The organism is Ensifer sp. ENS10 (assembly GCF_014852025.1).
GTDB lineage: Bacteria > Pseudomonadota > Alphaproteobacteria > Rhizobiales > Rhizobiaceae > Ensifer.
The window spans coordinates 1,305,124-1,331,465 of sequence record NZ_JACVAS010000001.1; the positions used below are offsets into that span (position 1 = coordinate 1,305,124).

Sequence of the window (26,342 nt, forward strand, 5' to 3'; positions counted from 1 at the left end):
TTTCGGACTGGCAGGAAATAAATAGCACGATCCCGAATAGCGGGCGCCGACTAGCGGGCGACAGCGACCTGCGCTGCCTCTTCGGCCTCATCCTTGCGCTTGCGGATCTCATCCGTCCTGTCGACCAGCTTGCCGACGATGCCGTAGAGGGCATCGAGTTCCTCGTCGTCGAGCGCCGAGAAAATCTCCTCGAGCAGCTGCTTGCGTGGATGCTCTGCGGCTTCAAGCACGACGCGACCCGTTTCGGTAATCGAGACGATCTTGGCGCGCCGGTCCTCGGGATCGGGCTTGCGCATCACCAGGCGGTCGCGTTCCAGACCGTCGATGGCCTCGGTGACCGTGCGCGGCGCGAAGTTCAGCGCACAGGCGATATCTGTCGAGCGACAGGGACCGAGCTTGCTCAGGAAGAAGAGGAACTTGCTGCGTGCCAGCGACACGCCTTCTTCGGTCATCGATTCGTTCACCAGCCGGTGGACCCGGTGGTAGAGCTCGAACAGTCTATCGGAAACTTCAAATGTCTTCTTCATGATCGTCGCTGGAATTTCATGAGGTGCCATGTGAAATGGCAGTAACATTAGTGATAGTTACAATTGCCACCTTTGTCGACAGAAACCTCTGAGACTTCACGGTAAGCACTTGGAGGCAAAGAAACGGCCGCCGTTTCCGGCGGCCGTTTCTGTTGGTTTGTCAAGAATTTCGTGTCTCGAACCCGCCCGCGAAAAACCAAGCACGGGCGTGCGTCGTGGTTATGCCGCCCGGCGTGTCGAGCCGGCCGACGGCGCGTAGCCGTAGGCCTGAGCCTCTTCCAGCGTGAAGCGGGCGATCAGCTCGCGCAGGCGGCCGGCTTCCTGGGCAAGCGTGGCGCTTGCGGCATTGGCTTCCTCGACCATGGCTGCGTTCTGCTGCGTCACCTGATCCATCTGGTTCACGGCGGTGTTGACCTCCGACAGTCCGGCGGACTGCTCCTGCGCCGAGATGGCGATCGCATCCATGTGCTGGTTGATCGTGACGATGAAGCCTTCGATGGTGCGCAGAGCCTCGCCGGTTTCGCGCACGAGCCGGACGCCGCTTTCGACTTCGACGGCGGAGTTGCGGATCAGGTCCTTGATCTCCTTGGCCGCATTGGCCGAGCGCTGGGCAAGTTCGCGGACTTCCTGAGCGACGACGGCGAAACCCTTGCCGGCATCACCGGCGCGGGCTGCTTCGACGCCGGCGTTCAGCGCCAGAAGGTTCGTCTGGAAGGCAATTTCATCGATGACGCCGATGATGTTCGAGATCTGGCTCGACGAATGCTCGATGCGGCCCATGGCATCGACGGCGCCCGAGACGATGGCGCCGGATTTGCGGGCGCTTTCGTTTGCCTGGCTGGCGACGGCACGGGCCTCGTTGGTGCGCTTCGACGAATTGCCGACATTGACGGTGATCTGGTCGAGTGCTGCTGCGGTTTCTTCCAGTGAGGCCGCCTGCTGCTCGGTTCGGCGCGACAGGTCGTCGGCACTCTGGCTGACTTCGCGCGCACCGCTGTCGATGCTGCCGGAGCTGGCCGAAACGGCAGCAAGCGTATCGGCCAACTGAGCGACGGCCTGGTTCAGGTCGTGGCGGAGCTGCTCGAAGTCCGGCGCAAAGGGTTCGTCGAGCTGGAAGGCGAGATCGCCGGAGGCAAGCCTGCGCAGGCCACCAGCAAGACCGGCCGTCGCTTCCTGGAGGCGGTGCTGAGCCGCAGTTTCGGCTTCCTCGGTCAGACGCAGGCGATCGGCCTCAGCCTGGGCGCGCTGTGCCTGGGCATCCGCTTCGAGCTGCTGGTTGGTGATTGCCGCCTGACGGAAGACTTCGACGGCACGGGCCATCTCGCCGATTTCGTCCTTGCGGGCGCCGTAGGGGATGCTGCTGTCCGTGTCGCCTTCCGCAAGGCGCGCCATCGAACGGGTGATGATCTGGATCGGGCGGGCGATACCGCGCACGGCATAGAGAATGGCGCCGAGCACGATGATCGCCGCGACGGCGATGACGGCCATTTCGATCATGCGGATCTGGTCGTGCGTTGCCGAGCTTGCTGCAACCGCGGCGTCGGCGCCGGCGACGTTGAGCGCGCGCACTTCCTTGATCGCCTCGTCGACCTTCTGTTCGGTCTCCCGCATCTCGACCTTGAAGACGCTCTGCGCCTTCATGTTCTCAAGGTTGTTCGAGAGCTTGACCATGCCATCGGCGATGGCGAGGTAGGCCTGATAGGCAGCGCGTACCTTTTCCAGCGCGGCCTTGTCGGCGTCCGTTACCATCAGCGCCGCATAGTCGTCGGCGAGCTTGTTGAAGCCTTCGACGGTCTGGCCGATGACTTTTTCCGCGGCCTTCTTTTCGAAGGGCGTCAGCGAGATCAGGTGGCGCGCAAAGGCCATGCGCGTATCGGAAAGCTGGGTTTCGAGCGCGCGGGAAAGCGAGACACGCGGCAGCCAGGTGGTGGCGATCTCGTTGTTGCGCTCGTTCATCATCTTGATGCCGCCGAGCGACGAGACGGCAAGCGCCGCGACGATGACGGCGACCACGAGGAAAAGGGCAATGAGCGTATGTGAAATCTTGAGCCGTGACATAGGTTCCCCCCGGAAGGACGGCCGTCCATAAAAGCTGTACTTGATGAAGTCGTTCCGGCTCTTGATCGTCATGACGGAGCGGATGCCGAAGCAGGAATCATTCCGGTGCCTGGATGCGCTGGGAGCGCAGCCGGCGGAAACCTAGCGAACAAGATGTTACAAAAGCCCTAATCGATTAAAGTGAGTATAATCTGATATTTGCAGGTACTCCGGCGGTGCTGTTGACCATTCGTTTTCGGCAAATCCTGCGGGGATGTTCTGTATTAGTCTTGGCTTTACTTGGCTGGTCTGAAATATGCTCGTCTGCAGCAGGCCAATCTCCCACCGTGGATGAAGGGTCGACGCTGATTGACGGGCGGCGGCCTGCCGGGCCATGGTCGGCCATGCCCTTCCGCTTCGTCCATACCGCAGATCTTCATCTCGATTCGCCCCTCCGCAGCCTCGCCCTTAGAAACGCCGACCTCGCTGAGATCGTGCGCGGCGCGTCCAGGCGCGCCTTCGTCAAGATCGTCGATCTCTGCATTGCCGAAAAGGTCGATGCGCTGCTGATCGCAGGCGACCTCTATGACGGCAGCCAGACGTCGATGAACACGGCGCTGTTTCTCGGGAGGGAGTTGCGCCGGCTGGATGAGGCGGGGATCCGGGCGTTCATCATCCGTGGCAACCACGATGCCCAGTCGCAGGTCACCAACGAGCTCACTTTGCCGCCTTCGGCGCATGTGTTCAAAGGCAGAGCGAAGGCCGTTCTTGCCAAGACCTTGGCAAGCGGGCGCGACGTCTATGTGCACGGGGTGAGTTTCGCCAGCCCGCACGCGCCGGAAAGCCTGCTGCCGGCCTTTCAGCCGCCGATGTCGGGGGCGCTCAACATCGGCATGCTGCACACAAGCCTTGCCGGTGCGGCCGGCCATGATCTCTACGCGCCCTGCAGCGCCGCCGACCTCGTGGCACATGGTTTTGACTACTGGGCTCTCGGCCACATCCATCAACGCCAGATCCATGCAACGGCCCCCTTCGTCGTCATGCCCGGCATACCGCAGGGCCGCGATGTCAACGAAGCCGGTGTGAAGAGCGTGACGCTGGTGGCGATCGATGACGACGGCCGGATCGAGATTAACGAGCTGCCGATCGGCATCGCCAGTTTCGAGCGCCTGTCAGTCGATATTGCCGGCCTCTCCGAGTGGCGCGACGTGCTCGATGCGGTCAGGCAGGCGCTTGTGCGGACATCTGTGGATACGCCGGCGGAAAATGTGATCCTGCGCGTAACGCTGACGGGCGCAACACCGCTGGCCTGGCGCCTTCGCCGCGACACGGATTTGCTGCGCGCCGAGATCGACAACATCGCGGCCGGCATCGTCGGTTGCTGGATCGAGAAGCTGGAACTCGCCTGCGGCAATCCCCTGGTGGAAAAAGCGGGTGCAATGCTGGATCCGGTCGATGAGCTGGTGGCCCTCGTCGAGGCCGATGTTCTGCCGGCTCACGGATTTCGCCAGGAAGTCCGGGCAGCCGTGGAAGATCTGCTGCAACAACTGCCTCCTGAGCTGCGCCAGGCGTTGGCACCCGATGAAGACGCGATCGAGCGCCTCGCTTTCGAGGCCAGCGCGTCGGGAGGCACGGAAGTGCTTGCCCATCTTCATGGCAGCGGTTCCGGCGAGGGCATCCACTGATGCGGCTCAGCGCGCTCGATCTCGTCCGCTATGGCAAATTCACCGATCGCCGCCTCGACTTCGGTGAGAGCGTGGCCGGCGTGCCCGACCTGCACATCGTCTACGGGCCGAACGAGGCGGGCAAGTCAACGATGTTCTCGGGCTTCCTCGATCTGCTCTTCGGGATCGAGCACTCGAGCCCCTATGGGTTCCTGCATCCCTATCCGACAATGCGGGTCGGTGGCACCATCGAGGCGGCTGATCGGACGCACCGCGTGTTCCGGGTCAAACGCAAGTCGAACTCGCTGGTCGGCCCCGACGATCAACCCTTGCCCGACAATCTCTTCTCCGGTGTGCTGGGCGCGATCGACCGCGACACCTATCAGACGATGTTTTCGCTCGATGACGAGAGCATCGAGAAGGGCGGCGAGGCGATCCTGAAGAGCGAGGGAGAGCTTGGGTCGCTGTTGTTTTCCGCAAGCTCCGGCCTGCCGGACAGTACGGCGATCCTTGCCGCCTTGCGCGGCCAGGCCGACGCCTTCTACCGGCCACAGGCGCGCAAGCATCAGCTTGCAGAGCTGAAGGCGCAGCTTGACGCCCTGAGGGCGGAGCGAAATGCCCTCGACATCAACGCACGCGAATATGCGGCGCTGCGCAAGACGCTGGCGCAAGCACGCGACCGGCATGAGGAAGCGATCACACGTCGCGCCGAACTTCGGGTCGCGCAGTCTCGCCTGAAGGCGGAGATCGAGGCCCTGCCGCACTTTGGCCGGCTGCGTGCGCTTCGCATGGAACTGGCGAGCGCGCCGGTACTGCCGGTCCCGCCGACCGAGTGGGCAGCCGAGCTGCCGGCGCTTCGCCGCCAGGAAGCGGAGATCGAGGTCAGGCTTCGGCAGAACCAAAGCGAGATGCAGCACCGCCGCAATGCGTTGGAAGAGCTTCCGCTCGACAAAAAAGGGCTGTGCCTGGCCGAACGGCTGACGGCGCTGCAGGAGACGGCCCTCGATGCGCGCTATGTCACGGCCGCGCGCGATATGCCGTCGCGATTGGAAGAGTTGGCGAGAACGTCGACGGAGATCGTCGGTTGCCTGCTGCGGCTCGGTGAACCGGCAGACCGCGACCCTGCCGATCTGCTGCTGCCGGCAGGTGTCGGTGCGCGACTGCAGGATCTGGCGCGCCGACATTCTGCACTGGCCGAACGGTGCGCTTCGGCTCACCACGAAGTGCAAGCCGCGGTCGAGGAAAAACGGATCGCTGAATGTGAGCTGGTGCGGATTGATGGAGAAGGGGGGCTGGCGGACACCTCCGGTCTTTCGGGGCGACTGACGCTGCTGCGTCGCAGTGACTGCCTGCTTCGGAAACAGGCCGCGGCGCAATCTCTGGATCGGCTGGAAGCGGAACTTGCCGACAAGCTGCTGCAGCTGAAGCCTTTCGCTGGAAGCGCCGACGATCTGCTGGCGCTCAGCGTTCCAGCGCCCGGAGCGCTTGAGGCGTTGCGTAGGGCCGCAGCCACTTTGGAAGAGCGGCAAGCGCGCGTATCCGATCGCGTTGCCGGCGAGCAGGAGCTGCTTGTGGGCGAGGAGGCGCGGCTGGCCGCGCAGTCCGCCGTTGGCGGCACTCTGGACGATGTTTCGGCCGCGGCACTGCGTCGCCGTCGTGACGAGGCCTGGGAGCGGCACAAGGGCCGGCTTCTTCAGGAAACGGCTGTCGCTTTCGAAGAGGCGATGGGTAGGGATGACGAAGTTACCGCGCTGCGCCTCGCCGAAACGGCGCGGCTTGCCGATATGCGCGGCCTGTCTCTTTCGATCGCCGAGAGACGCGCCCGCCTTGCGGCGCTGCGCGAGCAGCAGCAGCGATGCAGCGAGGAGGTGGCGCTCCAGGCGCAGTCTCTGGAAGTCGTCGTCACGTCCTGCGGCTTGCCGAGCGTCACGGGCTTGCTCCAACTGGAAGCCTGGCTCGCTATCCGGAGTTCGGCGCTCGAACTTCGCGCGCAATTGCGCCCTGTCCGTCTGGAGTTCGACCGGGCGCATGCCGAGGAGGCCGAAGCGATTCGCGGGCTCAGCGACGAACTCGCCGGCATCGGCATGGAAGGAGGGCTGTCGGAGCGACTCGACGATCTCCTGCAGATCGCAGAGCGCGTCGTATCGCAGGCACAGACCTCAGCCGCCGCCCGCAACACAGCCCGCGAGGCGGCAAAGCGCAGCGCGATGGTTCTTGAAGGCCGACGCTCGACCCTTGATCTTGCTGAAACCGAAATGACTACCTGGCAGGAGCAGTGGAATACGCTTCTTGCCAAGAGCTGGCTTGCGGAACGCAGCGAACAGCTTGTTCCGGAGCAGATTGGTGCGATGCTTGCGATCCTGCAGGACCTGGACAAGCTCGTACAGCGCAAGGCCGATCTCGAGTATCGTGTCGCCGGGATGCGCAAGGATCAGGCGGCTTTCGAACGTGCCATCGCCGACCTCGCTGGCGGACCGCTGACAGACGATACGTTCACAACCTTTACGGCGCTCAAGGCGCGTGCCGCCGAGGCCCAGCGGCTTTCCGACCGCCGGGCGACATTCCTGTCGGAACTGGCCCGCTTGGACGACGAGCGACGCGCAATCTGTGCCGAACAAGAGCTCCACATGGCGCGCCGGCGCCTCGTCCTCGCGTTTTTCGACTGTGAAACGGTCGACGATGCCATGCAGCAGCTCGAAGCCGCGCGCGAGCAGGGGCGCCTGCGCCAGCGAATCGCCGAACTGGAAGCGGATATCGCCTCCCGATTGGGCGTTGCCACCTGCGAGCAGGCCGAGGCGTTGCTTGCGGAGCTCGATGAGGCCGCGGTCCTGTTGGAGTTGGCGCGGCTCGATGCGGCGCTCGAAGACGGAGACCGCGATGTCAGCGAGTTGCACACGGATATGCGCGGCAAGGAGAAGGCGCTTGCCGATGTCGAAGGCGGGGACACGGTTGCCGAGCTCGATCAGAAGCGGCGAACGCTGCTGCTCGACATCGAGAACAGGGCGCTTGCCTATCTTCGGCTCCGGGCCGGCGTCATCGCAGCGGAGACGGCGCTTCGGCTTTTCCGCGAGCGCCACCGCAGCGCGATGATGCGCCGCGCCTCCGAAACTTTCAGCCGGATCAGTGGCGGCGAATATTCCGGCCTGTCGGCGCAGTCCGACAAGGGGCAGGAGTTCCTGATCGCAAATGCCGCGGGTGGTGGATCGAAACTTGCCAAGGATCTCTCCAAGGGCACCCGATTCCAACTCTATCTGGCGCTCAGGATCGCCGGCTATCACGAAATCGCGGCAGCACGCGAATCGCTGCCCTTTATCGCCGACGACATCATGGAGACCTTCGACGACGGGCGTGCTGGCCGCGCTTTCGAGCAAATGGCCGAAATGGCGCGCGTGGGCCAGGTGATCTACCTGACGCATCACGAACATCTTTGCGAGATCGCCCGCAGTGCCTGCCCGACTGTGACAATCCACAGGTTATGATAGGCTCGCGGGCGTGGCGGTGCCTGTTGGCCGTGACGCGCTTTCGCTGAAAAGAAGCGCCGCAAACGAAAAACCCGGAGGAACGAGAGATGGACATCATACCCGGTGGGTCGAGACCTTCGACGCGCGCGCCGGCTGAGTATTTCACCGGTACGGTGCGGCAGGATCCGGTCATCGAGACCGCAGATCCGGCGCGGATCCGCGCCGTAAGCGTTACCTTCGAGCCGGGCGCCCGCACGGCCTGGCACACCCATCCACTCGGTCAGACATTGATCGTGACTGCCGGCCGCGGCCTCGCGCAAAGCTGGGGCGGCCCGGTGCGCGAGATTCGCGTCGGCGACGTGGTCTGGTTCCCGCCGGGCGAAAAACACTGGCACGGTGCCGCACCCGATACCGCAATGGTTCATCTTGCGATTCAGGAAGCGCTCGACGGCAAGGCTGTGGATTGGCTGGAGCATGTGACCGACGAACAGTATCGCGGGGCGTAGAGCCACGCGACAGAATCAGCTGACCGACAGGAACGGCCGGTCACGTCGATGGTGGGGAGTGCATGGCTGACGGCGGCTGTCAGGCACAGCCGCTTCTGTCCCCGACAGGCGCCGCTCAACATCAGCGCTATCGTGGCACAGATAGGCGTCGCCGGAGCGAACGCATTCTCGGCCTATGAACAGTCACGAACGCAACAAGGTTCTAACGCCGCGAGGTCGCTATCTTATGCGATGAATTGGGAGGAGAAGGAAAATGGTGGGCGATGAGAGACTCGAACTCCCGACATCCTCGGTGTAAACGAGGCGCTCTACCAACTGAGCTAATCGCCCTTCCGCGTTTGGACCGGATCAGTCCGCCGCGTCGGTGGCCGTGATCTAGGCGTAACCGAAAAAAACCGCAAGAGCATTTGTATCGTTTTTATGATTTTTTTTGTCTTGGATCGCGCGATGCCCTGAATTGCCGGGGTTCCTGGTTGTGGACAAGAAAGCGTGTCTTTGGCCGTCACCCGTGGCAGGGGAGGGCGAGAGATAAAGATTTGCCGTTCGGGATCACTGCACGGGATGGAAGAGGCGATCGGAGTGGGCATGTGGCTGCGTCGTGCGCATGATCCGGCCTCTTGAACTTTGTCATCACCTTACCCTCTGGATCAATTTTCATTCCGTCACGGATTTGTCTTCAAACACGCTTGACACCCAAATGCGAACCGCTTAGTTAGCCGCTCATCGAACGGGCAAGCCCGCTCGGTGCCGGGGCGGAAACGCTCCAACCAAGTCAAGATGATGCGGGTGTAGCTCAGTCGGTTAGAGTGCCGGCCTGTCACGCCGGAGGTCGCGGGTTCGAGCCCCGTCACTCGCGCCACTCTTGATCTGGAATTGCCTAGGCATTCTCAGGAAGCGCCGATGGTGGTAATAATGATCGTTCGCGGTCATCATGCGCGGGTGTAGCTCAGTCGGTTAGAGTGCCGGCCTGTCACGCCGGAGGTCGCGGGTTCGAGCCCCGTCACTCGCGCCATTTCTTCTTCTTAAACTCATCCTGTTTTCGCGTGCGCTAGCCCTGATTTGTGCACTGCGGCAATCTGTCTCTCCTTGCCGCTGTTTACGGTAAAGTCGGTCACGGCTTGCGATTCCGAGCTTTGTCGTCTCCACCCATTCGATCCTGTGTCGCGAACCGGTTTAATTGACCCTTGAAGGCTTGCGCACGGGCGCGGGCTGCGCTAACCACTCTGGCGTTGCAACATATTTTTCGGCCTGCGAGATCTGTTGTTCTGGTGCTCTCCCATGCGCCCTCCCGCAGGCAGGGACGGATAACAATGACTGAACTTCTCGGTTCCTACGTTCCGATCGCGATTTTCATTGGAATCGCATTGGTGATCGGTGTGGCGCTTCTGATTGCTCCCTTCGCCATCGCCTTCAAGGCTCCTGATTCGGAAAAACTGTCGGCCTACGAGTGCGGCTTCAATGCGTTCGATGACGCCCGCATGAAGTTCGACATCCGCTTCTATCTCGTGTCGATCCTCTTCATCATCTTCGACCTCGAAGTGGCCTTCCTCTTCCCCTGGGCGGTTTCGTTCCATGAGCTGGGCTGGTTCGGCTTCTGGTCGATGATGGTCTTCCTCGGTGTGCTGACGATCGGCTTTATCTATGAATGGAAGAAGGGAGCGCTGGAATGGAACTAGCAGCATCCGGCACCACGCTCGTTGCGCCCAAGCCGAAGGGGATCATCGATCCCTCCACCGGCAAGCCGATTGGCAGCAATGATGCATTCTTCGGCGAGATCAACAATGAACTCGCTGACAAGGGTTTTCTCGTCACCTCGACGGATGAGCTCATCAACTGGGCCCGTACCGGCTCGCTGATGTGGATGACCTTCGGTCTCGCCTGCTGCGCGGTCGAGATGATGCAGATGTCGATGCCGCGTTATGATGCCGAGCGTTTCGGTTTCGCGCCGCGCGCCTCACCGCGTCAGTCCGACGTCATGATCGTCGCCGGTACGCTGACCAACAAGATGGCGCCTGCGCTCCGCAAGGTCTACGACCAGATGCCGGAGCCGCGCTACGTCATCTCGATGGGCTCCTGCGCCAATGGCGGCGGCTACTACCATTATTCCTATTCGGTTGTTCGCGGCTGCGACCGCGTCGTTCCCGTCGACATCTATGTGCCAGGCTGTCCTCCCACGGCAGAAGCGCTGCTTTACGGCGTGCTTTTGCTGCAGAAGAAGATTCGCCGGACCGGCACGATCGAGCGCTAAGGCAGGGGGTCTTTGATATGAGTGAAGCCCTGAACGAGCTTGCGTCCTACCTGCGCGAAACACGCGGTGCGCTGATCTCCGACGCGTCGCTGAACTATGGTGAACTGACGCTGACGACGACGTCTGCGAACCTCATCGCGCTGCTCACCTTCCTGCGCGATGACGTGCACTGCGCTTTCATCAACTTCGTTGACGTCTGCGGCGTCGACTGGCCGCAGCGTCCCGACCGTTTCGATGTCGTCTATCACCTGCTGTCGCCGCGCCAGAACCTGCGCGTGCGCATTAAGGTCCAGACCGGCGAGAACGAGCCTGTGCCGTCGGCGACGCCGGTCTATCCCGGCGCCGACTGGTTCGAGCGTGAAGCCTACGACATGTACGGCATCCTGTTCACCGGCCATCCGGACCTGCGCCGCATCCTGACGGACTACGGTTTCGAAGGACATCCGCTGCGCAAGGACTTTCCGGTCACCGGTTTTGTCGAGGTCCGTTACGACGACGAAGCCAAGCGCGTCGTCTACGAACCCGTCGAGCTGAAGCAGGAATTCCGCAACTTCGACTTCCTCTCTCCCTGGGAAGGCACGGATTACGTCCTGCCCGGCGACGAGAAAGCGAAAGCACGGTGAGACTAAATGGCCCGCGGTAGCCGTTGAACGGCTACCGTCCGGCCTGGAGCAATCGGTATGACCGAACATAACGTCCGCAATTTCAACATCAACTTTGGTCCGCAGCATCCGGCGGCGCACGGCGTTCTTCGTCTGGTGCTCGAGCTTGATGGCGAAATCGTCGAGCGCGTCGATCCGCATATCGGCCTGCTGCATCGCGGCACCGAGAAGCTGATCGAGACCAAGACCTATCTGCAGGCCGTGCCCTATTTCGACCGCCTCGACTACGTGGCGCCGATGAACCAGGAGCACGCCTTTGCGCTGGCGATCGAGAAGCTGACGGCGACGGAAGTGCCGATCCGCGGCCAGCTCATCCGCGTCCTCTACTCGGAAATCGGCCGCATCCTCTCGCACCTGCTGAACGTGACCACGCAGGCCATGGACGTCGGTGCGTTGACGCCGCCGCTCTGGGGTTTCGAAGAGCGCGAAAAGCTGATGGTGTTCTATGAGCGTGCCTGCGGCGCGCGCATGCACTCGGCCTATTTCCGTCCGGGCGGTGTCCATCAGGATCTGCCGCACGAACTGGTCGAAGACATCGGCAAATGGATCGATCCGTTCCTCAAGACTGTCGACGACATCGACGAACTGTTGACCGGCAACCGCATCTTCAAGCAGCGCAACGTCGATATCGGCGTCGTCAAACTCGATGACGCCTGGGCCTGGGGATTCTCGGGCGTGATGGTGCGTGGCTCGGGTGCTGCCTGGGACCTTCGCCGCTCGCAGCCCTACGAATGCTATTCCGAAATGGAATTCGACATTCCGATCGGCAAGAACGGCGACTGCTTCGACCGTTACCTGATCCGCATGATCGAAATGCGCCAGTCGGCGCGCATCATGCGCCAGTGCGTCGATCGCCTGCTCGGCGATGCCAAGGTCGGTCCGGTTTCGTCGCTCGACGGCAAGATCGTTCCGCCGAAGCGCGGCGAGATGAAGCGCTCGATGGAAGCGCTGATCCACCACTTCAAACTCTACACCGAAGGCTATCACGTGCCGGCCGGCGAAGTTTACGCCGCCGTCGAAGCGCCGAAGGGCGAGTTCGGCGTCTATCTTGTCTCCGACGGCACCAACAAGCCCTATCGCTGCAAGATCCGTGCGCCGGGTTACGCGCATCTCCAGGCGATGGATTTCCTCTGTCGGGGACACCAGCTTGCCGACGTTTCGGCCGTGCTGGGCTCCCTCGATATCGTGTTCGGTGAGGTGGACCGTTGATGCGTCTCGTGCCCCTGGCCACGCTTGCTCTGCTCGCCTTCGCATCGGCCGCTTCCGCACAGGAATCGGTCGATAGCGGTGCGACGTCGGGCGGCATGCGGGGGGGCTCGATGGCCGACCTCGTGGCCAAGGGCTACGAGATCAAGGCCGCGGTCGCCAACGGCACGCGCTACATCGTATTTTTGCAGAAAGACCAGTCAGCCTATGCCTGCGAATTCGTCTCGGTGACGAAATCGCGGTGCGGTTCGATTAACTGATAAGGTGTCCACTAGAATGTCCGTTCGTCGACTAGCCGAAGACACCGTCCAGCCAGCGAGCTTTGCCTTCAGCAAGGAGAACGCCGCCTGGGCGAAGGAAACGATCAAGAAATACCCCAAGGGTCGTGAGCAGTCCGCCGTCATCCCGCTTTTGATGCGCGCTCAGGACCAGGACGGCTGGGTAACGAAGGCCGCCATCGAGTCGATCGCCGACATGCTCGGCATGGCCTATATCCGCGCGCTCGAAGTCGCGACCTTCTACACCCAGTTCCAGCTGAAGCCTGTCGGTACGCGTGCGCACGTTCAGGTTTGCGGCACGACGCCGTGCATGCTGCGCGGCGCCGAAGACCTGATCAAGGTCTGCAAGAGCAAGATCGCCCACGATCCCTTCACGCTCAACGAGAGCGGCACGCTCTCCTGGGAAGAAGTCGAATGTCAGGGCGCCTGCGTCAACGCGCCGATGGTCATGATCTTCAAGGATACCTTCGAAGACCTGACGCCCGAGCAACTCGAGCAGATCATCGACCGTTTCGAAGCAGGCAAGGGTGCCGAAGTCACCCCCGGTCCGCAGATCGACCGTATCTATTCCGCACCGGAAGGCGGTCTGACGTCGCTGATGTTGGCTGATCCGGCTCCGGCCAAGGCGGCGACCAGCGCCAAGAAGGTCAGCGACGCGCCGGCCGTTTCCGTGCCGCCGTCCAACGCCGGCCGTGTCAAGACGGCTGCCAGTGAGACCAATGCCTCCCTGAAGACGCCAGCGACGGCAAAGGCGGAAGCCGCCGCCAACGCCAAGGTCGAAGGCGACACCGTCGACAAGTCGAAGCCGGTCAAGGCTGCCGCCGTTTCCGGCAAGCCGTCGCTTGAGGACAAGAACCGTCCGGCCGGCATCGAAAAACCGTCTGCCGTCGACGACCTCAAGCTGATCTCGGGCGTCGGTCCGAAGATCGAGGGCACGCTGAACGAACTGGGCATCTACACCTACGCGCAAGTTGCTTCGTGGAAGAAGGCGGAGCGCGAGTGGGTCGACGGATACCTGAATTTCAAGGGCCGCATCGAACGCGACGACTGGGTCAAGCAGGCCAAGGCGCTCGCCAAGGGCGGCGAAGCCGAATACATCAAGGTCTTCGGCAAGAAGCCGCGGTAAAGAGGTGAATTATGCTCAGAGATGAAGACCGCATCTTTACCAACATCTACGGCCTCAAGGACAAGTCCCTGAAGGGCGCCATGGCGCGCGGCCACTGGGACGGCACCAAGCAGCTGCTCGAAAAGGGCCGCGACTGGATCGTCAACGAAGTGAAGGCTTCCGGCCTTCGCGGTCGTGGCGGCGCCGGCTTCCCGACGGGCCTCAAGTGGTCCTTCATGCCGAAGGAAAGCGACGGCCGTCCGCACTATCTCGTCGTCAACGCCGACGAGTCCGAGCCCGGCACCTGCAAGGACCGTGACATCATGCGTCACGATCCGCACACACTGATCGAAGGCTGCGTCATCGCCAGCTTCGCCATGGGTGCGCATGTCGCCTATATCTATGTGCGCGGTGAGTTCGTCCGCGAGCGCGAGGCGCTGCAGGCGGCGATCGACGAGTGCTACGCCTACGGCCTGCTCGGCAAGAACAACAAGCTCGGCTACGACATCGACATCTATGTGCACCACGGCGCCGGCGCCTATATCTGTGGCGAAGAGACGGCCCTGCTCGAAAGCCTCGAAGGCAAGAAGGGCCAGCCGCGCCTGAAGCCGCCGTTCCCGGCCAACATGGGCCTCTACGGCTGCCCGACCACCGTCAATAACGTCGAGTCGATCGCCGTCACGCCGACCATCCTGCGCCGCGGCGCCGGCTGGTATACGAGCTTCGGCCGTCCGAACAACCACGGTACCAAACTCTATTCGGTTTCCGGCCACGTCAATCGTCCGTGCACGGTCGAAGACGCGATGTCGATCCCGTTCCATGAGCTGATCGAAAAGCATTGTGGTGGCATTCGCGGCGGCTGGGACAACCTGCTCGCGGTCATCCCCGGCGGTTCGTCCGTTCCCTGCGTGCCCGGCGCGCAGATGAAGGACGCGATCATGGATTTCGACGGGCTGCGCGAAGTCGGTTCCAGTCTTGGAACCGCCGCCGTCATCGTCATGGACAGGTCGACAGACATCATCAAGGCGATCTGGCGCCTCTCGGCCTTCTACAAGCACGAGAGCTGCGGTCAGTGCACGCCGTGCCGCGAAGGTACCGGCTGGATGATGCGTGTCATGGAACGCATGGTTCAGGGTCGCGCCCAGAAGCGCGAGATCGACATGCTGTTCGACGTCACCAAGCAGGTGGAAGGCCACACGATCTGCGCGCTTGGCGACGCAGCCGCCTGGCCGATCCAGGGTCTGATCAAGCACTTCCGTCCGGAAATGGAAAAGCGCATCGACGAATACACGCGCAATGCCTCGTCGCACGGCGCGGTTCTGGAAGCGGCGGAGTAACAGGCGATGGCCGGTGCACGCGAGGAGGGACAGATGAAAGGGCAGGCCGAAACAGGCATTCCATTCGCGCGTCCGCTCGGCGGTGATCCGGCCGATCCGTTCGGCATGGCCGAATGGATGAAGGGCCTGCCGCAGGTGTCGCTGCACCCGCTGATGGTTCACCCGGCTGCCGCTGTGGCGGCGGTAACAGCCATCGGTTTCGGTCTGACCAGCCACTTTGCTGGCGCCATGTTCGGCGCGATGCAGGGTGCGGTCGAGGCGGCTCAGAAGCGGGTGGAACCGGCAGAGCAGGACGTTACCGCCGTTGTCGCCGAGACGGCGCTCCCGGCAGAAGCAGAAGCGAAAACGGTCGTGAAGCCCGCCGCTTCGCCAAATCGTATTGCGGCAAAACCGGTCGATGAGAAGGTCGCCGTCGAGAAGCCGGTCAAGGTTCGCGCGGCGCGCGCCAAGGCGCAAGCTGCTGACGACCTCAAGCGGATTTCCGGTATCGGCCCGAAGCTGGAGCAGGTGCTCAACGCGAAGGGCATTCGCGGTTTTGCCGATATCGCCGGCTGGAGCGAGGCGGACGTTGTTCGCTTTGACGACGAGTTCGGTTTCGGTGGCCGCATCAAGCGGGACGATTGGGTTGGACAGGCCAAGGCGCTGAAGGGCGCGTGAGACAATAGGGGCGGGAACCTGAGACGGTCATCGCCCGCAAGCAGCAAGGCTGTGTTGGAATTGTCCGTCGCCGGAAGGCCGATGGACGGAAGACAGGATTGAGTACGAAGATGGCAAAGCTGAAAGTCGACGGAAAAGAGATCGAGGTACCGGATCATTTCACGCTGCTTCAGGCGTGCGAAGAGGCCGGAGCCGAGGTTCCGCGCTTCTGTTTCCATGAGCGGCTGTCGGTCGCCGGCAACTGCCGCATGTGTCTGATCGAAGTGAAGGGAGGGCCGCCAAAGCCCGCCGCTTCCTGCGCCATGGGCGTGCGCGACCTCCGTCCGGGCCCGAACGGCGAGACGCCGGAAGTCTTCACGACCACGCCGATGGTCAAGAAGGCCCGCGAAGGCGTGATGGAATTCCTGCTGATCAACCACCCGCTCGACTGCCCGATCTGCGACCAGGGCGGCGAATGCGACCTGCAGGACCAGGCGATGGCCTTCGGTATCGACAGCTCGCGTTATCAGGAAAACAAGCGCGCCGTCGAAGACAAGTATATCGGCCCGCTGGTCAAGACCGTGATGAACCGCTGCATTCACTGCACGCGTTGCGTCCGTTTCACGACCGAAGTCGCCGGTATTGCCGAGCTTGGCCTGATTGGCCGCGGCGAAGACGCCGAGATCACCACCTATCTCGAGCAGGCGATGACGTCCGAACTGCAGGGCAACGTCGTTGACCTCTGCCCGGTCGGCGCGCTGACCTCGAAGCCATTTGCCTTCACTGCTCGTCCGTGGGAGCTGAACAAGACCGAATCCATCGACGTGATGGATGCACTCGGTTCTGCGATCCGCGTCGACACCCGCGGTCGCGAAGTCATGCGCATCATGCCGCGCGTCAATGAGGACATCAACGAAGAGTGGATCTCCGACAAGAGCCGCTTCATCTGGGACGGCCTGAAGACGCAGCGTCTCGATCGTCCCTATGTCAAGAAGGACGGCCGACTGCAGCCGGCGACCTGGGGCGAAGCCTTCCAGGCGGTCAAGGCTGCCGTTGCCAAGACCTCCGGCGACAAGATCGGCGCCATCGCCGGCGACCTCGCTTCGGTCGAAGAAATGTACGCGCTGAAGCAGTTGATCGCAGCACTCGGCTCCGAGAGCGTCGATTGCCGCCAGGACGGCGCCGCACTCGACCCGTCGCTTGGCCGCGCCAGCTACCTTTTCAACCCGACCATCGCCGGCATCGAAAGCGCTGATGCGCTGCTGATCATCGGCTCCAACCCGCGCTTCGAGGCTTCGGTCCTCAACGCCCGTATCCGCAAGCGCTACCGCATGGGCAACTTCCCGATCGCCGTGATCGGGGAGCCCGGCGAGCTGCGCTACGAATACGAATATCTCGGCGCCGGCACCGAAACGCTCGCCGAACTCGTCTCCGGCAAGGGCAAGTTTGCCGCGACGCTCAAGAAGGCGCAGCGCCCGATGATCCTCATCGGGCAGGGCGCGATTGCAGGGGAGGGCGGTGCTGCGGTTCTTGCTGCCGCCGCCAAGCTCGCGGGCGCCGTCGGTGCGGTCACTGCCGAGTGGAACGGCTTTGCCGTTCTGCACACGGCCTCTTCCCGCGTCGGTGGTCTCGACCTCGGCTTCGTACCGGGTGCGAACGGCAAGACGGCGGCCGAAATGGTCACCGCTTCCGACGTTCTCTTCCTGCTCGGCGCCGATGAGATCGACCTTGCCGGTCGCAAGTCCGGCTTCACCGTCTATATCGGTTCGCACGGCGACAACGGCGCGCATGCCGCCGACGTCATTCTGCCGGGTGCGACCTACACCGAAAAGTCCGGCACCTGGGTCAACACGGAAGGTCGCGTTCAGGTCGGCAACCGTGCCGGCTTCGCACCGGGTGATGCGCGTGAGGACTGGGCGATCATTCGCGCACTCTCCGACGTTCTCGGCAAGAAGCTGCCCTTTGATTCGCTTGGCGAATTGCGCTCGAAGCTCTATGCGGCTCACCCGCATTTCGCGGATGTCGACGCGATCGCGACCGGCAACGGCGACGAAATTGCCGCACTTGCTCAAAAAGCCGGTGAGATGGGCAAATCCGTGTTTGCGTCTCCGGTCAAAGACTTCTATTTGACGAACCCGATAGCGCGCGCATCCGCCGTCATGGCCGAATGCTCGGCTTTGGCACGCAACAACTTCAAAGCTGCGGCGGAATGAGCGCGAGGGAATAGAGTATCATGGACGCTTTCGTTTCGACCTATGTCTGGCCCACGATCATCATGGTCGCCCAGTCGCTGCTGCTCCTGGTCGCGCTGCTGCTTTTCATCGCCTACATTCTGCTTGCCGACCGTAAGATCTGGGCTGCAGTTCAGCTCCGCCGTGGTCCGAATGTGGTAGGCCCGTGGGGACTTTTCCAGTCCTTCGCCGACCTTTTGAAGTTCGTCTTCAAGGAGCCGGTGATTCCGGCTGGCGCCAACAAGGCGATCTTCCTGCTCGCACCGCTCGTTTCCGTGACGCTGGCGCTTGCCGCCTGGGCGGTGATCCCACTCAACGCCGGCTGGGTCATCGCGAACGTCAACGTCGGCATCCTCTTCGTGTTCGCCATATCTTCTCTTGAAGTTTATGGCATCATCATGGGCGGCTGGGCGTCGAATTCCAAATATCCCTTCCTCGGCGCGCTCCGCTCCGCGGCACAGATGGTCTCCTACGAAGTCTCTATCGGCTTCGTCATCGTTACCGTCCTGCTCTGCGTCGGCTCGCTGAACCTGACGGACATCGTCAACGCTCAGTCCACGGGCATCGGCACGAATCTCGGCCTGCCGGCGTCGTTCCTCGACTGGCATTGGCTGGCGCTGTTCCCGATGTTCATCGTGTTCTTCATTTCGGCACTTGCCGAAACGAACCGCCCGCCCTTCGACCTGCCGGAAGCCGAATCCGAACTCGTCGCCGGCTTCATGGTCGAGTACGGCTCGACCCCGTACATGATGTTCATGCTCGGCGAATATGCCGCCATCTGCCTGATGTGCGCGCTGACGACGATCCTGTTCCTCGGCGGCTGGCTGCCCCCGGTTGACGTCTGGTTCTTGAACTGGGTTCCCGGCATCATCTGGTTCGTTCTGAAGGCGTCCTTCGTGTTCTTCATGTTCGCAATGGTGAAGGCTTTCGTTCCGCGCTACCGCTACGACCAGCTGATGCGTCTCGGCTGGAAGGTCTTCCTGCCGATCTCTCTTGCAATGGTCGTGATCACTGCATTCGTTCTCAAGCTGACGGGAGCCGCATGACGATGGCTCACGTTTGGCAGCATACCGCCGGTCGCTCCCAGGCCGGCAATTCTGGAGGTAAATGATGGCCGGTCTTTCGCAAGCCGTCAGCTCGCTGTTCCTGAAGGAATTCGTCGGCGCGTTCTTTCTGTCGATGCGCTATTTCTTCAAGCCGAAGGCGACGTTGAACTACCCCTTTGAAAAAGGGCCGGTCAGCCCGCGCTTCCGTGGCGAGCATGCGCTGCGCCGCTACCCGAATGGTGAAGAGCGTTGCATCGCCTGCAAGCTCTGCGAGGCGATCTGTCCTGCACAGGCCATCACCATCGAAGCTGGACCGCGCCGCAATGACGGCACCCGCCGCACCGTGCGCTACGACATCGACATGGTGAAATGCATCTATTGCGGTTTCTGCCAGGAAGCCTGTCCGGTTGATGCCATCGTCGAGGGCCCGAACTTCGAGTTCGCCACCGAGACGCGCGAAGAGCTTTACTACGACAAGGACAAGCTCCTCGCCAACGGCGACCGTTGGGAGCGCGAAATCGCCCGCAACATCGCAATGGACTCGCCCTATCGCTGAGGCCAGAGCGTCGCGCCGCCCCGGGGAGGGCGGTGCATGTGACATAGGTTTGGGCAACGGCCGGACGCGTGTCCGGCTTTGCCTGTGGAGTGGGGCCTGAAGCGCCTCACGCCGTGCAAGACGAAGAAGGCACCGATCATGGGTCTGCAGGTTCTTTTTTTCTATCTCTTTGCCTTCATCGCGGTGGCGTCGGCATTTATGGTCATTGCGGCCAGGAACCCGGTTTATTCGGTTCTGTTCCTGATCCTGACCTTCTTTAACTCGGCAGGCCTGTTCCTGCTGACCGGCGCCGAGTTCCTGGCGATGATCCTGCTGGTCGTCTATGTCGGTGCGGTCGCGGTGTTGTTTCTGTTCGTCGTCATGATGCTCGACATCGACTTCGCGGAATTGCGGGCGGGCGTGCTCGAATACGCGCCGATCGGCGCGCTGATCGGCCTGATCCTGGCTGCCGAGCTTATCATCGTGGTCGGCGGCGCAACGTTCTCGCCTGAGATCGCCAAGGCGATTTCGATGCCGATCCCGGCCGTCACCGAGCGGACGAACACGGCAGCCCTCGGCGACGTGCTCTATACCCACTACGTCTACTTCTTCCAGATCGCCGGCCTTGTGCTGCTCGTCGCCATGATCGGCGCCATCGTGCTGACCCTGCGCCACCGCGAAAACATCAAGCGCCAGAATATCCCGCAGCAGGTTGCCCGTACGCCCGAGACCGCCGTCGAAGTGGTCACGGTCAAGCCGGGCCAGGGCATCTAAGTCGGACGCGAGATCGAGGAACATAAAATGGAAATCGGAATTTCCCACTATCTCACCGTCAGCGCCATCCTGTTCACGCTGGGCGTCTTCGGCATCTTCCTGAACCGGAAGAACGTCATCGTTATCCTGATGTCGGTCGAACTCATTCTTCTCGCGGTCAACATCAACATGGTCGCCTTCTCGGCGTTCCTGAATGACATCACTGGCCAGGTCTTTGCCCTGTTCATCCTGACCGTCGCGGCTGCGGAAGCGGCTATCGGACTTGCAATTCTCGTCGTCTTCTACCGCAACCGCGGCTCGATCGCTGTTGAAGACGTCAACATGATGAAGGGCTGATTGGGCTATGGATACCATCATCAAGGCTATCGTCTTCCTGCCTTTGATCGGCTTTCTGATCGCCGGCCTCTTCGGTACTTCGATCGGCGCCAAGGCATCGGAATACGTCACCAGCGGTCTGATGATCATCGCCGCTGCGCTGTCCTGGTACGTCTTCTTCGACGTCGCCTTGGGCCACCAGGAGATGATCAAGGTTTCGGTGCTGCGCTGGATCCAATCCGGCAGCTTCGATGTCGAATGGGCGTTCCGCGTCGATACGCTGACATCGGTCATGTTCGTCGTCGTCAACACGGTGTCGACGCTCGTGCATGTCTATTCGATCGGATACATGCACCATGATCCGCATCGTCCGCGCTTCTTTGCCTATCTGTCGCTCTTCACCTTCGCGATGCTCATGCTCATCACGTCGGACAACCTGGTGCAGATGTTCTTCGGCTGGGAAGGCGTGGGTCTCGCGTCCTACCTGCTCATCGGCTTCTGGTACAAGAAGCCGTCGGCGAATGCTGCCGCGATGAAGGCCTTCATCGTCAACCGCGTCGGCGACTTCGGCTTCTCGCTCGGCATCTTCCTCGTCTTCGTGCTGTTCGGCTCGGTCAACTTCGAGACGATCTTCGCCGCCGCCCAGACCTACCTGCCGGCCGAAGGCGCTGCAGCAGGGGAGGCGGTTGTCACCCTGTTCGGTATGCACCTCGACAAGGCTGACGCGATCACTGCGGCCTGCTTGCTGCTCTTCATGGGCGCGATGGGTAAGTCGGCGCAGTTCCTGCTGCACACCTGGCTTCCGGACGCGATGGAGGGCCCGACCCCGGTTTCGGCTCTTATCCATGCCGCAACCATGGTTACCGCCGGCGTCTTCCTCGTCGCCCGCATGTCGCCGCTCTTCGAACTGTCGCCGGACGCACTGACCGTCGTGACGATCATCGGTGCCATCACCGCCTTCTTCGCCGCGACCGTTGGTCTCGTCCAGAACGACATCAAGCGCGTGATCGCCTATTCGACCTGCTCGCAGCTCGGCTACATGTTTGTGGCGCTCGGCGTCGGCGCCTATGGCGCAGCGATCTTCCACCTGTTCACGCACGCCTTCTTCAAGGCTCTCCTGTTCTTGGGTGCCGGTTCGGTCATTCACGCCGTCGATGGCGAGCAGGACATGCGCTACATGGGTGGCCTCAGGAAGCACATCCCGGTCACCTACTGGATGATGTTCATCGGTACGATCGCGCTGACCGGTGTCGGTATTCCCGGTACGCTCTTCGGTACGGCTGGCTTCTTCTCGAAGGACGCGATCATCGAGTCGACGTTTGCCGCGCACAGCTCGGTATCCGGTTTCGCCTTCGCCCTGCTGGTGGTCGCCGCGCTCTTCACCAGCTTCTATTCGTGGCGCCTGGCCTTCATGACGTTCCACGGCAAGCCCCGTGCGTCGTCGGATGTCATGCATCACGTGCACGAGTCGCCGCAGGTCATGCTGGTGCCGCTCTACATTCTCGCCGCCGGCGCACTGATCGCAGGTTTCCTCTTCCACGACCACTTCTTCGGCGAAGGCTATGCCGAGTTCTGGAAGGGTGCGCTGTTCACATCGGCTGAAAACGAAGTCCTGCATGAGTACCACCACGTACCGCTGTGGGTTAAGTGGAGCCCGTTCTGCGCCATGGCGCTCGGCCTCTTCACCGCCTGGTACATGTATATCCGCCGGCCGGAACTGCCGAATTATCTGGCAGACCAGCACCGTGGCCTCTACCAGTTCCTGCTCAACAAGTGGTACTTCGACGAGCTCTACGACCTGCTGTTCGTGCGCTCCGCCAAGTGGCTCGGCACCTTCCTCTGGAAGGAAGGCGACGGCCGCGTGATCGATGGCTACGGCCCGAACGGCATTGCTGCACGTGTGCTCAACGTTACTGACCGCGTTGTCCGCCTGCAGACTGGTTACCTCTATCACTACGCGTTCGCGATGCTGATCGGCATTGCCGCGCTTGTTACTTGGATGATGTTCAGGAGTTCCTTCTGATGACCGATTGGCCCGTACTTTCCGCGGTCACCTTCATGCCGCTCGTCGGCGTACTGCTTCTCTTGCTCACAAGGGAAGACAGCGCCTACGGCCGCCGGAACATCCTGAACGTTTCGCTGCTGACGACGATCTTCACCTTCGCGGTGTCGGTCTACATCTGGTACCAGTTCGACGCGTCGAACCCCGGCTTCCAGATGCTCGAAAAGCACGAGTGGCTCGGCACCGGCATTTCCTACCATCTCGGAGTCGATGGCATCTCGGTGCTCTTCGTCGTGCTCTCGGCCTTCCTCATGCCGTTCTGCGTGCTCGCAAGCTGGCTGTCGATCGAGAAGCGTCTCAAGGCATACATGATCGCGTTTCTGGTCTTGGAAACGTTCATGATCGGCGTCTTCGTGTCGCTCGATATCGTGCTGTTCTACGTGTTCTTCGAAGCTGGCCTGATCCCGATGTTCCTCATCATCGGCGTCTGGGGTGGCAAGGACCGCGTTTACGCCAGCTACAAGTTCTTCCTCTACACGCTGCTCGGCTCGGTGCTGATGCTGCTCGCGATCATGGCGATGTACTGGCAGGCCGGTACCACCGACATCACGCAGCTGCTCGCCTACAACTTCCCGCGCCAGATGCAGACCTGGTTGTGGCTGGCCTTCTTCGCCTCCTTCGCGGTGAAGATGCCGATGTGGCCAGTCCATACCTGGCTTCCGGATGCGCACGTTCAGGCGCCGACGGCGGGCTCGGTCATCCTGGCCGGTATCCTCCTGAAGCTCGGCGGTTACGGCTTCCTGCGCTTCTCGCTGCCGATGTTCCCGCTGGCATCCGATTACTTCGCGCCGTTCGTCTTCACGCTCTCGGTCGTTGCCATCATCTACACCTCGCTGGTGGCGATGATGCAGACCGACATCAAGAAGCTGATCGCCTATTCGTCGGTCGCGCATATGGGCTATGTGACGATGGGCATCTTCGCCGCCAATGTTCAGGGCGTTCAGGGCGCGATCTTCCAGATGCTGTCGCACGGCATCGTCTCCGGCGCACTCTTCCTTTGCGTCGGCGTCGTCTATGACCGTTTGCACACCCGCGAGATCGCGGCCTATGGCGGTCTCGTCAACAATATGCCGAAATACGCCGTCGCCTTCATGGTGTTCACCATGGCCAACGTTGGCTTGCCGGGCACGTCTAGCTTCGTCGGTGAAGTGCTGACCTTGGTCGGCGCCTTCCGCGCCAACACCTGGGTGGCGCTCTTCGCCACGTCCGGTGTGATCCTTTCGGCCGCCTATGCGCTCTGGCTCTACCGACGAGTGATCTTCGGTGCGCTGGAGAAGGAAAGCCTGAAGTCTCTGCTCGATCTTTCCGGTCGTGAAAAGGCGATCCTCTATCCGCTGGTGATCCTGACGATCTTTTTCGGCGTCTATCCGGCACCGATCTTCGATGCGACCGCGGCTTCCGTGGATCTGCTCGTCAACAACTACTCCGCAGCCCTGCAGGCAGCGCAAAACGTTGCGCTTTCGGTGCAATGACCACAGGACGTGATTGGACATGACTGCTGAAACCCTCCTTGCAAGCCTGCAACTCTCGATCCCCGAGTTGATCCTCGCGGTCGGCGCGATGGCATTGCTGATGATCGGCGTGTTTGCCGGCGAAAAATCGGCGTCGACGGTCACCGGCCTTGCGGTTGCCGTTCTGATCATCGCCGGTCTCTGGCTCGTGCTAAAGACCGGCGAAGGCTCGGCCTATGGCGGCGCCTTCCTGTCGGATCCCTTCGCCAAGTTCATGAAGGTGCTGGCGTTGATCGGTTCGATCACGGCACTGGTGATGACAGTCGGTCACGCGCGTTCCGCCCAGATTGATCGCTTCGAGTTCCCGGTGCTTCTGGTGCTGGCAACGCTCGGCATGCTGTTGATGATCTCGGCCAACGACCTGATGTCGCTGTACCTGTCGCTGGAACTGCAGTCGCTGGCGCTCTACGTCGTCGCTGCGATCAACCGCGACAGCATCCGCTCGACCGAGGCCGGCCTCAAGTACTTCGTGCTCGGTGCGCTTTCCTCGGGCATGCTGCTCTATGGCATGTCGCTGATCTACGGCTTCACTGGCCACACCGGCTTTACCCAGATCGCCGCTGCACTGACGGCGGAGGGACGTTCGCTCGGCCTGATCTTCGGTCTCGTCTTCGTGCTCGCCGGTCTCGCCTTCAAGATCTCGGCCGTGCCGTTCCACATGTGGACGCCGGATGTTTACGAAGGTGCGCCAACGCCGGTCACCGCCTTCTTCGCGGCAGCGCCGAAGGTTGCGGCCATGGCGATCCTTGTGCGTATCGTCATCAATGCCTTTGAACCCGTTGTTGCCGACTGGCAGCAGATCATCGTCTTCATCTCGATCGCTTCGATGCTGCTCGGCTCCTTCGCGGCGATCGGCCAGAAGAACATCAAGCGTCTGATGGCCTATTCCTCGATCGGCCACATGGGCTATGCGCTTGTCGGCCTTGCCGCCGGCTCGATGGCGGGCGTTCGCGGCGTGCTGCTCTACATGCTCATTTACATGGTCATGACGCTCGGCACCTTCGCCTGCATCCTGGCGATGCGGCGTAAGGAAGGTGAAAACGTTGAAAACGTCGACGATCTCGCTGGTCTCTCGCAGACGAACCCCTTCATGGCGACCGTCCTGACCGTCCTGATGTTCTCGCTCGCCGGCATTCCGCCGATGGCAGGCTTCTTCGGGAAGTACTTCGTGTTCATGGCCGCAATCGAAGCGCAGCTCTATGCACTCGCCATCATCGGCGTCCTCGCATCCGTTGTCGGCGCCTATTACTACCTGCGCGTCATCAAAGTGATGTGGTTCGATGACGCCAAGGGCGAGTTCGCCCGTACGGCTGGCGAACTGAAACTGGTGTTCGGTCTCTCGGGTCTGTTCGTCCTTGGATACGTCCTGATCGGCGGTCCGCTTGGAAGCGCTGCCGAGGCCGCGGCGCGGACCTTCTTTTGATCGCCCTTGAAAGCGGCGGCCGGATATCGCCCGACGATTTCCGGCACGTCGCTCTCGATGCGGTCGGATCGACAAACAGCGAATGCCTGGCGCGTGCGCGCCAGGGCGACCCGGGCAATCTCTGGGTCACGGCTGTCAGGCAGACCGGTGGCCGGGGACGCCGCGGTCGCGCTTGGTTTTCAGAACCCGGCAATCTCTACGCATCGCTTCTCCTGATTGATCCAGCGCCGATCGAGCATCTGCATTCCCTGCCGCTCGCGGTTGCTGTTGCCGTGCACCGGGCAATCCGCCAGGTGATGCCGCCGGGCGCTGCACCGGTCGAGATCAAATGGCCGAATGATATCCTCATCGATGGGAAGAAGACCTGCGGCATCCTGCTCGAAGGTGAGGCGCTTGCAGATGGGCGCCAGGCACTGGTCATTGGCTGTGGCATCAACATTGCCGTCCAGCCGGACGAGGCCCTCTATCCCGTTACCTCGTTGAGGAAGGAAGGCGCTTCGGTTTCTCCGGACGAACTTTTCGCGCGGCTGTTCATGACGATGGCGGAGACGTTGTCGCTGTGGGAGCGCGGCGCAGGTATTGCAAAGACCATAGAACAGTGGCGATCCGCCGCCCGCGGCATCGGTGAGACGATAACTGTGAACCTGCCGGACCGGTCGCTTTCGGGTCGCTTTGCCGGTATTGATGAGACCGGGCGGTTGATGCTCGATACCGGGTCAGGCACGATGCACGCGATTGCCGCCGGCGACGTATTTTTCGGATAATTCCTAGAACAAGG

The 26,342-nt window shown here is 61.9% G+C and carries 22 protein-coding genes and 3 tRNA genes; 22 read left to right on the top strand and 3 right to left on the bottom strand.

Features of this window, described 5'->3' with window-relative positions; translation table 11 throughout:
• Positions 1 to 50 precede the first annotated feature (50 nt).
• Positions 51 to 527: a MarR family winged helix-turn-helix transcriptional regulator gene (locus tag IB265_RS06305; RefSeq protein WP_057252345.1), complete on the bottom strand. Its 477-nt coding sequence runs from the start codon at positions 525 to 527 to the stop codon at positions 51 to 53.
• Between the two features lie 219 nt (positions 528 to 746).
• Complete coding sequence (locus tag IB265_RS06310) at positions 747 to 2,585, bottom strand: methyl-accepting chemotaxis protein (protein WP_162728064.1); 1,839 nt, start codon at positions 2,583 to 2,585, stop codon at positions 747 to 749.
• 383 nt (positions 2,586 to 2,968) lie between these two features.
• Between IB265_RS06310 and IB265_RS06315 the strand changes: the two genes are divergently transcribed.
• The 3 genes from IB265_RS06315 to IB265_RS06325 all read left to right on the top strand — a co-directional run bounded on the left by IB265_RS06315 (position 2,969) and on the right by IB265_RS06325 (position 8,195).
• Positions 2,969 to 4,249 (top strand): exonuclease SbcCD subunit D, encoded by a 1,281-nt coding sequence (locus IB265_RS06315; RefSeq protein WP_057252872.1) that lies wholly within the window; start codon positions 2,969 to 2,971, stop codon positions 4,247 to 4,249.
• On the top strand, positions 4,249 to 7,707 hold the full coding sequence (locus IB265_RS06320; protein WP_057252342.1) for an AAA family ATPase: 3,459 nt from the start codon (positions 4,249 to 4,251) through the stop codon (positions 7,705 to 7,707). Before IB265_RS06315 ends, IB265_RS06320 begins: the two co-directional genes overlap by 1 nt.
• A gap of 89 nt (positions 7,708 to 7,796) precedes the next feature.
• Positions 7,797 to 8,195, top strand: coding sequence for a cupin domain-containing protein (locus IB265_RS06325; protein WP_057252339.1), 399 nt, complete (start codon positions 7,797 to 7,799; stop codon positions 8,193 to 8,195).
• Between the two features lie 254 nt (positions 8,196 to 8,449).
• Here IB265_RS06325 and IB265_RS06330 read toward each other — a convergent pair.
• Positions 8,450 to 8,525, bottom strand: a tRNA-Val gene (locus IB265_RS06330).
• Positions 8,526 to 8,977: 452 nt separating this feature from the next.
• Between IB265_RS06330 and IB265_RS06335 the strand changes: the two genes are divergently transcribed.
• The 19 genes from IB265_RS06335 (at position 8,978) to IB265_RS06425 (ending at position 26,328) form a co-directional block, all read left to right on the top strand.
• Positions 8,978 to 9,054, top strand: a tRNA-Asp gene (locus IB265_RS06335).
• Positions 9,055 to 9,130: 76 nt separating this feature from the next.
• Positions 9,131 to 9,207: transfer RNA gene (locus IB265_RS06340), tRNA-Asp, on the top strand.
• A gap of 298 nt (positions 9,208 to 9,505) precedes the next feature.
• Positions 9,506 to 9,871 (top strand): NADH-quinone oxidoreductase subunit A, encoded by a 366-nt coding sequence (locus IB265_RS06345; protein ID WP_057252337.1) that lies wholly within the window; start codon positions 9,506 to 9,508, stop codon positions 9,869 to 9,871.
• Positions 9,862 to 10,443, top strand: coding sequence for an NADH-quinone oxidoreductase subunit B family protein (locus IB265_RS06350; protein ID WP_057252335.1), 582 nt, complete (start codon positions 9,862 to 9,864; stop codon positions 10,441 to 10,443). Before IB265_RS06345 ends, IB265_RS06350 begins: the two co-directional genes overlap by 10 nt.
• A 17-nt stretch (positions 10,444 to 10,460) precedes the next feature.
• Positions 10,461 to 11,066: an NADH-quinone oxidoreductase subunit C gene (locus IB265_RS06355; protein WP_057252333.1), complete on the top strand. Its 606-nt coding sequence runs from the start codon at positions 10,461 to 10,463 to the stop codon at positions 11,064 to 11,066.
• 57 nt (positions 11,067 to 11,123) lie between these two features.
• Positions 11,124 to 12,314 carry an NADH-quinone oxidoreductase subunit D gene (locus IB265_RS06360; RefSeq protein WP_057252331.1) on the top strand — a complete coding sequence of 397 codons (1,191 nt, stop codon included), beginning with the start codon at positions 11,124 to 11,126 and terminating at the stop codon, positions 12,312 to 12,314.
• Entirely contained in the window at positions 12,314 to 12,571 is a 258-nt protein-coding gene (locus tag IB265_RS06365; RefSeq protein ID WP_057252329.1) for a hypothetical protein, read from the top strand. The genes IB265_RS06360 and IB265_RS06365 overlap by 1 nt, the downstream gene beginning before the upstream one ends.
• A gap of 16 nt (positions 12,572 to 12,587) precedes the next feature.
• Positions 12,588 to 13,715, top strand: a complete 1,128-nt coding sequence (locus IB265_RS06370) for an NADH-quinone oxidoreductase subunit E (RefSeq protein WP_057252327.1) — start codon at positions 12,588 to 12,590, stop codon at positions 13,713 to 13,715.
• An 11-nt stretch (positions 13,716 to 13,726) separates the two neighbouring features.
• Positions 13,727 to 15,031 (top strand): NADH-quinone oxidoreductase subunit NuoF, encoded by a 1,305-nt coding sequence (nuoF, locus tag IB265_RS06375; RefSeq protein WP_057252325.1) that lies wholly within the window; start codon positions 13,727 to 13,729, stop codon positions 15,029 to 15,031.
• A gap of 6 nt (positions 15,032 to 15,037) precedes the next feature.
• A complete protein-coding gene (locus IB265_RS06380) occupies positions 15,038 to 15,688 on the top strand; it encodes an NADH:ubiquinone oxidoreductase (RefSeq protein ID WP_192494662.1) in 651 nt (216 codons plus the stop codon).
• 110 nt (positions 15,689 to 15,798) lie between these two features.
• Positions 15,799 to 17,880: an NADH-quinone oxidoreductase subunit NuoG gene (gene nuoG / locus IB265_RS06385; RefSeq protein WP_113479296.1), complete on the top strand. Its 2,082-nt coding sequence runs from the start codon at positions 15,799 to 15,801 to the stop codon at positions 17,878 to 17,880.
• A gap of 20 nt (positions 17,881 to 17,900) precedes the next feature.
• Positions 17,901 to 18,944 carry an NADH-quinone oxidoreductase subunit NuoH gene (nuoH, locus tag IB265_RS06390; RefSeq protein WP_057252316.1) on the top strand — a complete coding sequence of 348 codons (1,044 nt, stop codon included), beginning with the start codon at positions 17,901 to 17,903 and terminating at the stop codon, positions 18,942 to 18,944.
• 64 nt (positions 18,945 to 19,008) lie between these two features.
• On the top strand, positions 19,009 to 19,500 hold the full coding sequence (gene nuoI, locus IB265_RS06395; protein WP_025426590.1) for an NADH-quinone oxidoreductase subunit NuoI: 492 nt from the start codon (positions 19,009 to 19,011) through the stop codon (positions 19,498 to 19,500).
• 138 nt (positions 19,501 to 19,638) lie between these two features.
• Positions 19,639 to 20,253 carry an NADH-quinone oxidoreductase subunit J gene (locus IB265_RS06400; protein WP_057252871.1) on the top strand — a complete coding sequence of 205 codons (615 nt, stop codon included), beginning with the start codon at positions 19,639 to 19,641 and terminating at the stop codon, positions 20,251 to 20,253.
• Between the two features lie 27 nt (positions 20,254 to 20,280).
• Entirely contained in the window at positions 20,281 to 20,589 is a 309-nt protein-coding gene (nuoK, locus tag IB265_RS06405; RefSeq protein WP_034803568.1) for an NADH-quinone oxidoreductase subunit NuoK, read from the top strand.
• 7 nt (positions 20,590 to 20,596) lie between these two features.
• A complete protein-coding gene (gene nuoL / locus IB265_RS06410) occupies positions 20,597 to 22,591 on the top strand; it encodes an NADH-quinone oxidoreductase subunit L (protein ID WP_192494663.1) in 1,995 nt (664 codons plus the stop codon).
• Positions 22,591 to 24,102, top strand: coding sequence for an NADH-quinone oxidoreductase subunit M (locus IB265_RS06415; RefSeq protein ID WP_113479294.1), 1,512 nt, complete (start codon positions 22,591 to 22,593; stop codon positions 24,100 to 24,102). The genes nuoL and IB265_RS06415 overlap by 1 nt, the downstream gene beginning before the upstream one ends.
• 19 nt (positions 24,103 to 24,121) lie before the next feature.
• Positions 24,122 to 25,564 (top strand): NADH-quinone oxidoreductase subunit NuoN, encoded by a 1,443-nt coding sequence (nuoN, locus tag IB265_RS06420; RefSeq protein WP_057252312.1) that lies wholly within the window; start codon positions 24,122 to 24,124, stop codon positions 25,562 to 25,564.
• Positions 25,564 to 26,328: a biotin--[acetyl-CoA-carboxylase] ligase gene (locus tag IB265_RS06425; RefSeq protein ID WP_058321535.1), complete on the top strand. Its 765-nt coding sequence runs from the start codon at positions 25,564 to 25,566 to the stop codon at positions 26,326 to 26,328. The genes nuoN and IB265_RS06425 overlap by 1 nt, the downstream gene beginning before the upstream one ends.
• Positions 26,329 to 26,342: the final 14 nt, after the last annotated feature.